Here is a 12,960-nt window from a genome sequence, read left to right as displayed (position 1 = left end):
CCGGAAGCTAAGCCTGCCAGCGCCAATGATACTGCCCAACCCGGGCGGAAAAGTAGGACACCGCCGAACACAAATTAGGATTGCCCCCCACAATTGCGTGGGGGGTAATTCTATTTGGCCGCTGTTGATGACGAATTCTCGTCGCGATCGTCCATCGGGTAGAAAGGCATACGTGTCGGAGGACAGAAGGGGCGCCGATCCGCGCCGCCCGCAGCGCTCGGCGCCGCGCACTTCCGGCCCGAATCGGGCTCGCCGATCGCAGCCCAGGCCCGACGGTGAGTCGCGTCAGCCCTCGGGACCGCCGATACCGGAAGGCATCGAGGCAAAGCAGCTCGCGCCGGATGTCCGCGGCGAACTCACCACGCTGGACCGCCCGACTGCCGACTTCGTCGCTCGCCATCTGGTGGCCGCCGGCCAGCTCATCGATGAGGACCCGCAGGCGGCGCTTGAGCACGCCCGCGCCGCTCGCTCGCGCGCCGCCCGCATCGCCGCGGTGCGCGAAGCCGTCGGAATCGCGGCCTATCACTGCGGTGACTGGACCCAGGCGCTCGCGGAGCTTCGCGCTGCGCGACGGATGGGCAGCAGGTCGTCGCTGCTCGCGCTGATCGCCGACTGCGAGCGCGGTGTCGGCCGCCCGGAACGGGCGATCGAATTGGCGCGTAGCCCCGAGGCCGCACAACTCACTGGCGACGACGCCGACGAACTGCGAATCGTCGTAGCCGGCGCCCGCTCGGATCTCGGCCAGCACGAGCAGGCCTTGGCGCTTCTGTCGTCACCGCAACTGGATGCGTCGCGTACCGGTCAGACCGCGGCCCGCCTGTTCTATGTGTATGCCGAAACGCTACTGGCCTTGGGCCGCAACGACGATGCGCTGCAATGGTTCATCAATGCCGCAGCTGCCGATGTCGAGGGCGTGACCGATGCGGAAGACCGCATCACGGAGCTGTCTTGACGTGAGCACCCTGGCGCAGGAACATGACTGCCTCCTGGTGGATCTCGACGGCACAGTGTTCCGCGGCGATGAGGCCACCGTCGGCGCGGTCGAGACGCTGGCCACCATTCGGGCGCGGACCCTCTACGTCACCAACAATGCATCGCGGGAGCCGGCCGACGTCGCTGGGCATCTGCACGCTCTGGGTTTCACTGCCGATCCCGACGACGTCGTCACCAGTGCGCAAAGTGCCGCCAAGCTTCTGGCCGATCAATTGCCCTCTGGCGCAGTGGTTCTCGTGGTCGGCACCGATGCGTTGGCCGCCGAGGTCAGGAGGGTGGGCCTCAAACCCGTTCGGCAGTGGTCGGACGAACCGGTTGCGGTCGTTCAAGGGCACTCACCTCAGACGGGTTGGGCCGATCTGGCCGAGGCCGCCTTGGCGATCCGGGGCGGTGCGCTGTGGGTGGCCTCCAACGTCGACCTGACACTGCCGTCGGAGCGGGGCTTGCTGCCGGGCAACGGGTCGATGGTCGCGGCTCTGCGCGCGGCCACCGGCTGCGAGCCGCAGGTCGCCGGCAAACCTGCGCCCACCCTGCTCACCGACGCGCTGGCCCGCGGCACGTTTCACGCGCCGCTGGTGGTGGGCGATCGCCTCGACACCGACATCGCCGGTGCGAACGCCGCGGGCCTGCCCAGCCTGCTCGTGCTCACCGGAGTCAGCACCGCCGACGACCTTGTCCGCGCCGGAGCGGCCGAGCGACCCACGTACGTCGCCGCAGATCTTCGTTCGCTCGGCGCACCGGCCGACACGCTGCGCATCGGAGCCCACCCCGCGTGGCGCATCGACGTCGGGCCGTCGGCTGTGACGGTCCACTCCACCGGCCGCGACCCCGGCGATCCGCTTTCAGTGGTGAGAGCCATCGCTGACGCGGTGTGGAACGCCGACCTCGACGGCGTGTTGTTGACCATGTCCGCCGGGGACGACACCGCCCAGCAGGCCCTTCAGCGCTGGTCCCTGCTTAGGGCGACTGATCGGCTAGCGTGAAGGCCGACATGAGTACCGATCCCGATCAGATCCGCGCCCGCGTCGCCGAGTTGCTGGCCGACCTGCCCGACCCCGCGCAAGAAGGCTCGGGTTATGCGGAGCTGGGCGACGAGGACCTCGAGCTTCTCGCCGCGCGGCTGGAAGAGGCGCACGACGTGCTCGTGCAGGCGCTCGAGTCGGTCGAGAAAGGCTGACGCCGGTGACGCGGCGCGCACGAGTGGACGCCGAGCTGGTGCGGCGTGGCCTGGCCCGGTCCCGCCAGCAGGCGGCAGAGCTGATCGGCGCTGGACGGGTCAGCATCGACGGCATGCCGGCCGCCAAACCCGCCACCGCCGTCGCGGTCACCTCGAGCCTGACGGTGGTCGGCGCTGACGAGCGGGCCTGGGTGTCGCGGGGGGCGCACAAGCTGATGGGTGCGCTGGACGCCTTCGAACTGGCGGTGGACGGCCGGCGGTGCCTGGATGCGGGGGCGTCGACCGGAGGTTTCACCGAAGTGCTTCTTGACCGGGGCGCACGAGAGGTGATCGCCGCGGACGTCGGCTACGGCCAGTTGGCGTGGGTACTGCGCACCGACACGCGGGTGACCGTGCTGGAACGCACCAACGTGCGCGAGTTGAACGCCGACGCGATCGGCGGCGCAGTCGATCTGGTGGTCGCCGATCTCTCGTTCATCTCGCTGTCCACGGTGCTGCCGGCGCTGACGTCCTGCGCGGCACCGCGCGCCGATATCGTTCCCATGGTGAAGCCCCAGTTCGAGGTCGGCAAGGAGCGCGTCGGTGCCGGCGGCGTCGTTTCCGATCCGCAACTTCGCGCCGACGCCGTGCTCACGGTCGCGCGCCGCGCCGCCGAGCTGAACTGGCATCCGGTGGCGGTGACCGCGAGCCCGCTGCCGGGCCCGTCCGGCAACGTCGAGTACTTCCTGCACCTGCGCGGTGGCACGGATGGTGCGCTGCAGGGGCAGGACCTCGACCACGCTGTTCGCACCGCGGTCGCCGAGGGCCCGCAATGAACTCGCAGCGCACGATCCTGCTCGTGGTGCACACCGGCCGCGACGAAGCCTCCGAGGTCGCCCGTCGGGTACAGAAAGTCTTGAGCGACAACGGTATTGCGCTCAAGGTGTTGTCGGCCGAGGCCGTCGACCGGGGCCCTGTTCACCTGTCGCCCGACGATATGCGGGCGCTCGGGGTGGAGATCCAGGTGGTCGACGCCGAGGAGCGCGCCGCCGAAGGTTGCGAACTGGTTCTCGTCCTCGGCGGCGACGGCACCTTCTTGCGCGCTGCCGAGCTCGCCCGCAACGTCGAAATCCCTGTGCTGGGAGTCAATCTCGGCCGTATCGGCTTTCTGGCCGAGGCCGAGGCCGAGTCCATCGACGCGGTCCTCGACCATGTCGTCAACCGCGACTACCGCGTCGAGGAGCGGATGACGCTCGACGTCGTGGTGCGCGTCGACGGCAAGATCGTCGACCGGGGCTGGGCGCTCAACGAGGCCAGCCTCGAAAAAGGGCCCCGCCTCGGGGTGCTCGGAGCGGTGCTCGAAGTCGACGGCCGCCCGGTGTCGTCGTTCGGTTGCGACGGTGTGCTGGTCGCGACGCCGACGGGATCGACCGCCTGGGCGTTCTCGGCGGGCGGTCCGATCGTGTGGCCCGACCTGGAGGCGATTCTGGTGGTGCCGAATAACGCTCATGCGCTGTTCGCCCGCCCCATGGTGACCAGTCCGGAGGCGGCCATCGCCATCGAGATCGAGGCCAGAGGCAGTGACGCGCTGGTGTTCTGCGACGGACGCCGCGAAATGGTCGTCCCCGCCGGCGGCCGGGTCGAGGTCACGCGGTGCGGAACCCCGGTGAAGTGGGTGCGGCTCGACAGCGCGCCGTTCACCGATCGCCTCGTGCGCAAGTTCCGGCTGCCGGTCACGGGGTGGCGCGGACAGTAGTGCTCTCCGAGATCCGAATCGAGTCGCTGGGAGCGATCAGCACCGCGACCGCCGAATTCGACCGCGGTTTGACGGTGCTGACCGGCGAGACCGGCACGGGTAAGACGATGGTGGTCACCGGTCTGCACCTGCTCGGGGGCGCCCGTGCCGACCCGACCCGGGTGCGGTCGGGAGCTGCCCGGGCGGTGGTCGAAGGCCGGTTCACCACAACGGAACTCGACGACGGCGTGGCGTCGCTGGTCGACGGGATCCTGGATTCCTCGGGTGCCGAACGTGACGACGACGGTAGCGTCATCGCCGCACGCTCCGTCAGCCGCGACGGTCCGTCGCGCGCATACCTCGGGGGGCGCAGCGTGCCGGCGAAGTCGCTCGGCAGCTTCACGACCGAACTGCTCGCGTTGCACGGCCAGAACGATCAGCTGCGGTTGATGCGGCCGGACGAACAGCGCGCGGCGCTGGACCGGTTCGCCGACGTCGAGGCGCCGTTGCAGCGCTATCACAGGATCCGCGAGGACTGGCTGACCGCGCGTCGCGACCTGATCGATCGTCGGCAACGGGCACGCGAGTTGGCCCAGGAGGCCGACCGGCTCAAGTTCGCGCTCGACGAGATCGACACTGTCGCACCGCAACCCGGTGAGGACGCCGCGCTCGTCGAGGACATCCGACGGCTCTCCGAACTCGACGCGCTGCGCGAGGCCGCCCACGTCGCGCGCACGTCGCTGGCAGGTCCCGACGATCCGTCGCCCGAAATCCTCTCCGCGACTCACGGTGTCGCTCAAGCGAAGTCAGCGCTCGAGGCGACCGGCGACACCACCTTGACCGGGCTGGCCCTCCAGCTCGCCGAGGCGGTGGCCGTCATCGCCAACGTGAGCGGCGAACTCGGCGGCTTCCTGTCCGGGCTGCCAACCGACGCGAGCGCGTTGGAGACCAAGCTGGCACGGCAGGCCGAACTGCGCACGCTGACCCGCAAGTACGCGGCCGACATCGACGGCGTCCTCGACTGGGCCGACGAGTCCCGCAACCGCTTGGCGCAGCTCGACGTGTCGGAGGAGGCGCTGGCCGGTCTGGACCGCCGCGTCGACGAGCTGCGCGACAAGGTCGCCGCGGCGGCCGCCGAACTGACCAAGGCCAGAACCAAAGCGGCCAAGGGCCTGTCCAAGGCGGTCACAGCCGAGCTGGCAGGCCTGGCGATGGCCGACGCCGACTTCACGGTTTCGGTGAGCCCACTTGCGGCGAAGGTAGACGACTCCGCGCCGATGACACTGGCGTCCGGCGACACCGTGCACGCCGGACGCGACGGTGTCGACAACGTCGAGTTCGGCTTCGCGGCCCACCGCGGCACCGACGTGTTGCCGCTGAACAAGAGCGCGTCAGGCGGCGAACTCTCGCGGGTGATGTTGGCGCTCGAGGTCGTGCTGGCCGCTTCCGCCGAAGGCACCACGATGGTTTTCGACGAGGTGGACGCCGGCGTCGGTGGGCGCGCGGCGGTGCAGATCGGCCGCCGCCTGGCGCGGCTGGCGCGCACCCATCAGGTCATCGTCGTCACGCATCTACCGCAGGTCGCTGCCTACGCCGACGTCCACCTGGTGGTGGACAGCAGCGGAAAGGGCAAGACCAGCGAAGTCCGCCGGCTCGACGACGACGACCGCGTCGCCGAGTTGGCGCGGATGCTGGCCGGCCTAGGGGAGTCGGACAGCGGCCGTGCGCACGCCCGCGAGCTGCTGGAGGCGGCGCAGAAGGACCGTGGCTGACCCTGTTACTCATGTGACAAAAGGGACAGATGATACGGCGCGCCTCCGACAGATCGCCGACTGATCTCGCGAAGATCGGCACATGAAGATGTCAGCGCTGCTATCTCGCAATGCCAGCTCTCGTCCGGGCATCACCGGCACGGCCCGCGTCGACCGCGACATCGATCGGCTGCTGCGACGCGTCTCACCAGGCGACATCGTCGTGCTCGACGCGCTGGACCTGGACCGCATCACCGCCGATGCGCTTGTCGAAGCCGGTGTCACCGCGGTGGTCAACGCGTCTCCGTCGATCTCCGGCCGCTACCCGAACCTGGGTCCCGAGGTACTGGTCGCCAACGGGATCACGTTGATCGACGACACCGGCCAGGACGTCTTCAAGAAGGTCAAGGACGGCGCGCGGGTGCGCTTACACGAAGGCGGCGTGTACAGCGGGGATCGCCGCCTCGTTGCCGGCGCCGAGCGCACCGACCAAGAGATCCACGAGTTGATGCACGAGGCCAAGAGCGGTCTGGTGGCCCATCTCGAGGCGTTCGCCGGCAACACCATCGAGTTCATCCGCAGTGAGAGCCCGCTGCTGATCGACGGGATCGGCATCCCCGATGTCGACGTCGACCTCAACCGGCGCCATGTGGTGATCGTCGCCGAGGATGTCGACGCAGCCGTCGACCTCAAGGCGCTCAAGCCCTTTATCAAGGAGTACCAACCGGTGCTCGTCGGCGTCGGCACCGGCGCCGACGTCCTGCGCAAGGCCGGCTACAGACCGCAACTGATCGTCGGTGACCCGGACAAGATGAGCGCCGAGGTGCTGCGGTGCGGAGCGCAGGTCGTGCTGCCCGCCGACGCCGACGGCCACGCCGCCGGGCTGGAGCGGATCCAGGACCTCGGCGTCGGCGCGATGACGTTCCCCGCGGCGGGGTCGGCGGCCGATCTGGCCTTGCTGCTGTGCGACCACCACGGCGCGTCGCTCATCGTCACTGCCGGCCACACCGCCAGCATCGAGGAGTTCTTCGATCGAGCCCGCCAGCAGAGCAATCCCTCGACGTTCCTGACCCGGCTGAAGGTCGGCGAGAAGCTCGTCGACGCGAAAGCCGTTGCCACGCTCTACCGTAGCCGCGTGTCCGGCGGGGCGATCGCACTGCTGGTGCTTGCCGTCCTCGTCGCGGTGATCGTCGCGCTGTGGGTGGCCCGCGTCGACACCGCGATGCTGGACTGGGTCGCCGACTACTGGAACCGCTTCCTGCTGTGGGTCCAGGGCTGGGTCACCTAAGATGATTTCCCTACGCACACATGCGATTTCGCTCGCAGCCGTATTCCTCGCGCTCGCCATCGGCGTCGCACTGGGGTCCGGCCTGCTGTCCAACACCGTGCTGTCGGGGTTGCGCAGTGACAAGCAGGAACTGCAGACGCAGATCAACACCCTCACCGACGAGAAGAACGGGCTCAACGAAAAGCTCGGGGCCGCAGGCGAGTTCGACGCGCAGATGGCGCCGCGAATCCTGCGTGACACCTTCGACAAGTCGGTGGTCCTGTTTCGCACTCCCGACGCGGCCGATGACGACGTGGATGCGGTGACGCGGCTCGTCGGCCAGGGCGGCGGAACCGTGACCGGCACGGTGGCGCTGACTCAGCAGTTCGTCGACGCCAACGCCGCGGAGAAACTGCTGTCGGTGGTGAACTCGCCGATCGTGCCGGCCGGCCGGCAGTTGAGCACCACCTCGGTGGATCAGGGGTCCCAAGCCGGCGACCTGTTGGGAATCGCGTTGCTGACCAACCGCGACCCGAAGGTGCAGACCGTCGACGACGCCCAGCGTGACACCGTGCTCGCGACGCTGCGAGACACCGGCTTCATCACCTACGGCAACCAGCGGATCGGTGCAGCGAACACCGCACTGATCGTGACCGGCGGAGCACTCGGCGATGACGCCGGCAACCGCGGCGCCACCGTTGCCCGCTTCGCCGGCGGGTTGGCCCCGCATGGCTGGGGCACCGTGCTGGTCGGCCGAGACGGTTCGGCGTCGGGCACCGCGGCCGTGGCCGTGGCGCGTTCGGATTCGGCGCTCACCTCGGCGGTCAGCACCGTCGACGATGTGGACACCGAGTCGGGACGCATCACCGCGGTGCTGGCGCTCAGTGAACTCGCGAACGGAGGACGGCCGGGCCAGTACGGCATCGGCCAGGGTTCGACGTCGGTCACCGTCGCGCAATGAGAGCCCCGACGGCGCGTCAGCGACGACTTGTCGGCGTCGGTGTTAAGGTGGGGTTCCGTGGGTCGGCAGGCCCCAAACTAGGAATCAGCCTAGAGACGTAAGCCCTGCCCGTCGTCACGGAGGTCGCTCTTGCCAGCTTTCCGCAAGCACCCGCAAACGGCCACCAAGCACATCTTCGTCACCGGTGGCGTCGTCTCCTCGCTGGGCAAGGGTCTCACCGCCTCGAGCCTCGGCCAGTTGCTGACCGCGCGAGGCCTGCAGGTGACCATGCAGAAGCTGGACCCGTACCTCAACGTCGATCCGGGCACCATGAACCCGTTCCAGCACGGTGAAGTGTTCGTCACCGAGGACGGCGCGGAGACCGACCTCGACGTCGGCCATTACGAACGCTTCCTCGACCGCAACCTCTCGGGGTCGGCGAACGTCACTACCGGACAGGTGTATTCGTCGGTTATCGCCAAGGAACGCCGTGGCGAATACCTCGGCGACACCGTCCAGGTGATCCCGCACATCACCGACGAGATCAAGGCCCGCATCCTGGAGATGGCGGCGCCCGACGCCGAAGGCCGTCGCCCCGACGTGGTGATCACCGAGATCGGCGGCACCGTCGGCGACATCGAATCGCTGCCGTTCCTCGAAGCCGCCCGACAGGTGCGCCACGAGGTCGGCCGCGAGAACTGCTTCTTCCTGCACTGCTCGCTGGTGCCCTACATGGCGCCGTCGGGCGAACTGAAGACCAAGCCGACGCAGCATTCGGTGGCCGCGCTGCGCAGCATCGGTATCACCCCGGACGCGTTGATCCTGCGTTGTGACCGCGACGTGCCCGAACCTCTGAAGAACAAGATCGCGCTGATGTGCGACGTCGACATCGACGGAGTCATCTCCACGCCGGACGCACCGTCGATATACGACATCCCCAAGGTGCTGCACCGCGAGGAACTCGACGCCTACGTGGTGCGCAGGCTCAACCTGCCGTTCCGCGACGTCGACTGGACCCAGTGGAACGACCTGCTCCAGCGGGTGCACGAACCCCAAGAGACGGTGCGAATTGCCCTGGTGGGCAAGTACATCGACCTGTCCGATGCGTACCTTTCGGTGGCCGAGGCGCTGCGCGCGGGCGGGTTCAGGCACCGGGCGAAGGTCGAGATGCGCTGGGTGGCCTCCGACGACTGCGAGGTCGACGGCGATGCGGCCGCGGCACTCGCCGACGTGCACGGGGTACTGATCCCCGGCGGCTTCGGCATCCGCGGTATCGAAGGCAAGATCGGCGCGATCCGCTACGCCCGCAAACGGGGACTGCCGGTGTTGGGCCTGTGCCTGGGACTGCAGTGCATCGTGATCGAGGCGGCCCGCTCGGTCGGCATCACCGAGGCCAACTCCGCAGAGTTCGACCCCGCCACTCCCGACCCGGTGATCTCCACGATGGCCGACCAGCGCGACGCCGTCGCCGGCGCGGCGGACCTCGGCGGAACAATGCGGTTGGGCGCGTATCCCGCTGTGCTGGAACCGGATTCGATCGTGGCGCGAGCCTACGACGCCACCGAGGTTTCCGAGCGCCACCGGCACCGCTTCGAGGTGAACAACCAGTACCGCGACCGCATCGCCGAGAGCGGCCTGAGGTTCTCGGGCACCTCGCCGGACGGCCACCTCGTCGAGTTCGTCGAATACGCCTCCGACGTGCACCCGTTCCTCGTCGGCACCCAGGCGCATCCTGAACTCAAAAGCAGGCCCACCCGGCCGCATCCGCTGTTCGTCGCGTTTGTCGGAGCAGCGCTCGACTACAAGGCAGAGGAGCGGCTCCCGGGCATGGACATTCACGAGCAGCGGTCCAACGGCGTCGAGCACGGCGGCGAGGTCGGGGCACTGCTGCAAGAGCCCGCGACCCGTGGCTGACCACGAGTTCGAGACGGTCAATTCCGAAACCCTCTACGTCGGCGGAATCCTCGCCTTGCGCGCGGACGACGTGCGCATGCCCGGCGGCCACACCGCTCGCCGCGAGGTGGTCGAACACCACGGTGCTGTAGCGGTGGTCGCCATGGACGACGACGGCAACGTCGCGATGATTCACCAGTACCGGCATCCGTTGGGGCGACGGCTCTGGGAGTTGCCCGCCGGCCTGCTCGACGCTGACGGGGAAGCGCCGCATATCACCGTCGCGCGCGAACTCGAGGAGGAGGCCGGCCTCTCCGCCGCTGACTGGCGCGTGCTCGTCGACCTGGACTCGTCGCCGGGCTCCAGCGACGAAAGTGTGCGGGTCTACCTCGCGACCGGACTCACCGACGTCGGTCGCCCCGAAGCCCAGGACGAGGAAGCCGACCTGACGCTGCGGTGGTATCCGCTCGACGAAGCGGTGCGGATGGTGCTGGCCGGCGAGGTCGTGAATTCGCTTGCGGTGGGCGGGATCCTGGCTGCCAACGCGGTCCGTGATCCGGCCGCGCTGAGGGACGTCGACGCGCCGTGGCCCGACCGGCCGACCGCGTTCGGCCGTCGGAAGGGGCATTCGTGACCGCATCGTCTGTCGCGTCGGCGCTGCCGGGGCAGGTGCAGGGATATCTCGACCATCTGACCATCGAACGCGGTGTGGCGGCCAACACCTTGAGTTCGTACCGACGCGACCTGCGCCGCTACACCGAACATCTGACGGCGCGCGGTATCGACGATCTGACGTCGGTGACCGAGACCGATGTCAGCGAGTTCCTGGTCGCCCTGCGCCGCGGCGACGCCGAGACCGGCACCACGCCGTTGTCGGCGGTGTCGGCGGCGCGCGCGCTGATCGCGGTCCGGGGGCTGCACCGCTTCGCGGCAGCCGAAGGGCTCACCGAACTGGATGTCGCGTCCGCGGTCAAGCCGCCGACCCCGAGCAGGCGGCTGCCCAAGAGCCTCACCATCGACGAGGTGCTTGCGCTGCTCGACGGCGCGGGCGGCGACAGCGAGGCCGACACCGCGCTCACGTTGCGCAACCGGGCGCTGCTCGAGCTGCTGTACTCGACGGGGGCCAGGATCTCCGAAGCCGTCGGCCTCGATGTCGACGACGTCGACGTCCACGCGCGGTCGGTGCTGCTGCGCGGCAAGGGCGGCAAGCACCGGCTGGTCCCGATCGGCCGACCCGCCGTCACCGCGCTGGACGCCTATTTCGTGCGCGGGCGCCCCGACCTCGGGCGCCGCGGGCGGGGCACACCCGCGATCTTCCTCAACTCCAGAGGTGGACGGTTGTCGCGGCAGAGCGCATGGCAGGTGCTGCAGGACGCCGCCGAACGGGCGGGTATCACCGCAGCCGTCTCGCCGCACGTGTTGCGGCACTCGTTCGCGACGCATCTGCTCGACGGCGGGGCCGACGTCCGCGTCGTGCAGGAGCTGCTCGGCCACGCGTCGGTGACGACGACGCAGATCTACACGATGGTGACGGTCAACGCGCTGCGCGAGGTGTGGGCCGGGGCCCACCCCCGGGCGCGCTGAGTCACCCCAGATACTCCGACTCGAGCATCAGATCGGCGAGCAGCGTCTGGTACTCGGCGTGGGTGTCGTGCTCGACGGTGTCGAACAGCTTGCCCTGCTGTTGTCGCATGTACTCGCGATACTTCGGGGCGCCCGGGACTTTCACGTTGTCGGCGACGACGATCGAGCCGCGGTGCAGCCAGCCTCGCTCGAGCATGCTCTGCAGATCGGACAGGTAGGCGTCCTTGTCGTGGTCGAGGAACAGCATGTCGAGAATGCCCAGGCCGAAGCCGTGCTCGCCGGCCAGCGCGTCGAGCGTGCGACCGCCGTCGCCGATGGTGCCGACGACGCAGGTGATGCGGTCGGCGACCCCCGCGTGCGCCCAGATGCTGCGGGCGATCTCGGCGTTGGCCTCGGCGAGCTCCACCGAAAAGATCCGCGCCGACGGAGCCGCCCTGGCCAATCGCAGCGCGCCGTATCCGCAGTAGGTGCCGAGCTCCAGCACCGTACGGGGGTCCGCGCGCCGAACCGCGGCGTCGAGGATCGCACCTTTCTCGTCGCCGACGTTGATGAGGAACGACTTCTCGTAGGCGAACTGGTCGATCTTGGCGATGACGTCGTCGATGTCGCCTCGACGCGCGTTGGCCACCACGTACTCGCGGGCCGCGGCTTCGCGTCCGTCGCCGATCTGGCCGGTGGTGACGATGTTGCGGGCACCGACCGCCATCCGGAGAACTGACCAGCGCAGCAGCGGCAGGCGTTGCTTCAGACCCATGGCGTCACCTTAAACGCGGTACCGCTGTAAGAGGGGCGCAAAGTTGCCTGCGGGTCTCGCTGACCAGGCAGGCCCATCCCGTTAAACTTGCCCGGATGTCCGCCATCTCCGAGGGTTGCCTGACCAGCGACGGTCGGGCATGAGCGACCACGGGGATGCGGTGGAGTTGGGCCTGACCGGCCGTCCACCGCGCAATATTCCAGAACCGCAGCCGAGGACCAGTCACGGGCCGGCGAAGGTCATCGCGATGTGCAACCAGAAGGGCGGCGTCGGCAAGACCACGTCGACGATCAACCTGGGCGCCAGCCTCGCCGAGTACGGCCGCCGCGTGCTGTTGGTGGATCTCGACCCGCAGGGCGCGCTGTCGGCGGGGCTGGGGGTGCCGCACTACGAACTCGACCACACCGTGCACAACCTGCTGGTCGAGCCGCGGGTGTCGATCGACGACGTGCTGATCAACACACGGGTGAAGAACCTGGACCTTGTTCCGAGCAACATCGACCTGTCGGCGGCCGAGATCCAGCTGGTCAACGAGGTCGGCCGCGAGCAGTCGCTGGCCCGTGCGTTGTACCCGGTGCTGGACCGCTACGACTACGTGCTGATCGACTGCCAGCCGTCACTGGGGTTGCTCACCGTGAACGGCCTGGCCTGCAGTGACGGCGTGATCATCCCCACCGAATGCGAATTCTTCTCACTTCGCGGCCTGGCGCTGCTGACCGACACCGTGGACAAGGTGCATGACCGGTTGAACCCGAAGCTGTCGATCAGCGGCATCCTGATCACACGCTACGACCCGCGTACCGTGAACTCCCGCGAAGTGATGGCCCGAGTGGTGGAGCGCTTCGGCGACCTGGTGTTCGACACCGTCATCACCCGCACGGTGCGGT

General features: G+C 68.7%; 13 protein-coding genes. 12 read left to right on the top strand and 1 reads right to left on the bottom strand.

Annotation, left to right across the window (positions count from 1 at the left end):
• The first annotated feature begins 127 nt into the window (after positions 1 to 127).
• The 11 genes from A5663_RS12785 (at position 128) to xerD (ending at position 11,319) form a co-directional block, all read left to right on the top strand.
• The gene (locus tag A5663_RS12785; RefSeq protein WP_082974103.1) at positions 128 to 952 is read left to right on the top strand and encodes a tetratricopeptide repeat protein; all 825 of its coding nucleotides are present in this window, start codon (positions 128 to 130) and stop codon (positions 950 to 952) included.
• Between the two features lies 1 nt (position 953).
• The gene (locus tag A5663_RS12780) at positions 954 to 1,976 is read left to right on the top strand and encodes an HAD-IIA family hydrolase (protein ID WP_068149107.1); all 1,023 of its coding nucleotides are present in this window, start codon (positions 954 to 956) and stop codon (positions 1,974 to 1,976) included.
• An 8-nt stretch (positions 1,977 to 1,984) separates the two neighbouring features.
• On the top strand, positions 1,985 to 2,170 hold the full coding sequence (locus A5663_RS12775; protein ID WP_068149122.1) for a hypothetical protein: 186 nt from the start codon (positions 1,985 to 1,987) through the stop codon (positions 2,168 to 2,170).
• 5 nt (positions 2,171 to 2,175) lie between these two features.
• Positions 2,176 to 2,985: a TlyA family RNA methyltransferase gene (locus tag A5663_RS12770; protein WP_068149104.1), complete on the top strand. Its 810-nt coding sequence runs from the start codon at positions 2,176 to 2,178 to the stop codon at positions 2,983 to 2,985.
• Positions 2,982 to 3,905, top strand: a complete 924-nt coding sequence (locus A5663_RS12765; protein WP_068149102.1) for an NAD kinase — start codon at positions 2,982 to 2,984, stop codon at positions 3,903 to 3,905. Before A5663_RS12770 ends, A5663_RS12765 begins: the two co-directional genes overlap by 4 nt.
• Positions 3,905 to 5,656 (top strand): DNA repair protein RecN, encoded by a 1,752-nt coding sequence (recN, locus tag A5663_RS12760; RefSeq protein WP_068149099.1) that lies wholly within the window; start codon positions 3,905 to 3,907, stop codon positions 5,654 to 5,656. Before A5663_RS12765 ends, recN begins: the two co-directional genes overlap by 1 nt.
• An 82-nt stretch (positions 5,657 to 5,738) precedes the next feature.
• Complete coding sequence (steA, locus tag A5663_RS12755; protein WP_068149096.1) at positions 5,739 to 6,923, top strand: putative cytokinetic ring protein SteA; 1,185 nt, start codon at positions 5,739 to 5,741, stop codon at positions 6,921 to 6,923.
• Between the two features lies 1 nt (position 6,924).
• A complete protein-coding gene (locus tag A5663_RS12750; protein ID WP_068149095.1) occupies positions 6,925 to 7,863 on the top strand; it encodes a copper transporter in 939 nt (312 codons plus the stop codon).
• A 129-nt stretch (positions 7,864 to 7,992) separates the two neighbouring features.
• Entirely contained in the window at positions 7,993 to 9,756 is a 1,764-nt protein-coding gene (locus tag A5663_RS12745; protein WP_068149094.1) for a CTP synthase, read from the top strand.
• Entirely contained in the window at positions 9,749 to 10,369 is a 621-nt protein-coding gene (locus A5663_RS12740) for an NUDIX hydrolase (protein ID WP_068149092.1), read from the top strand. Before A5663_RS12745 ends, A5663_RS12740 begins: the two co-directional genes overlap by 8 nt.
• 23 nt (positions 10,370 to 10,392) lie before the next feature.
• Positions 10,393 to 11,319, top strand: coding sequence for a site-specific tyrosine recombinase XerD (gene xerD, locus A5663_RS12735; RefSeq protein ID WP_197503382.1), 927 nt, complete (start codon positions 10,393 to 10,395; stop codon positions 11,317 to 11,319).
• A 1-nt stretch (position 11,320) separates the two neighbouring features.
• On the opposite strand, the gene A5663_RS12730 is transcribed toward xerD, so the two are convergent.
• Positions 11,321 to 12,073, bottom strand: a complete 753-nt coding sequence (locus tag A5663_RS12730; RefSeq protein ID WP_068149090.1) for an O-methyltransferase — start codon at positions 12,071 to 12,073, stop codon at positions 11,321 to 11,323.
• A 139-nt stretch (positions 12,074 to 12,212) separates the two neighbouring features.
• Between A5663_RS12730 and A5663_RS12725 the strand changes: the two genes are divergently transcribed.
• A partial coding sequence (locus A5663_RS12725; protein ID WP_068149087.1) for a ParA family protein occupies positions 12,213 to 12,960 on the top strand: 748 nt, incomplete at its 3' end.

The sequence above is a fragment of the Mycobacterium sp. E740 genome (genome assembly GCF_001672895.1).
Classification (GTDB): Bacteria; Actinomycetota; Actinomycetes; order Mycobacteriales; family Mycobacteriaceae; genus Mycobacterium.
This window is presented reverse-complemented; position numbering and strand designations above follow the sequence as displayed.

Coding starts and splice junctions, on each gene's coding strand:
- A5663_RS12785 (WP_082974103.1), top strand. CDS start 128: ATGACGAATTCTCGTCGCGATCGTCCATCGGGTAGAAAGGCATACGTG.
- A5663_RS12775 (WP_068149122.1), top strand. CDS start 1,985: ATGAGTACCGATCCCGATCAGATCCGCGCCCGCGTCGCCGAGTTGCTG.
- A5663_RS12765 (WP_068149102.1), top strand. CDS start 2,982: ATGAACTCGCAGCGCACGATCCTGCTCGTGGTGCACACCGGCCGCGAC.
- steA (WP_068149096.1), top strand. CDS start 5,739: ATGAAGATGTCAGCGCTGCTATCTCGCAATGCCAGCTCTCGTCCGGGC.
- A5663_RS12750 (WP_068149095.1), top strand. CDS start 6,925: ATGATTTCCCTACGCACACATGCGATTTCGCTCGCAGCCGTATTCCTC.
- A5663_RS12730 (WP_068149090.1), bottom strand. CDS start 12,073: ATGGGTCTGAAGCAACGCCTGCCGCTGCTGCGCTGGTCAGTTCTCCGG.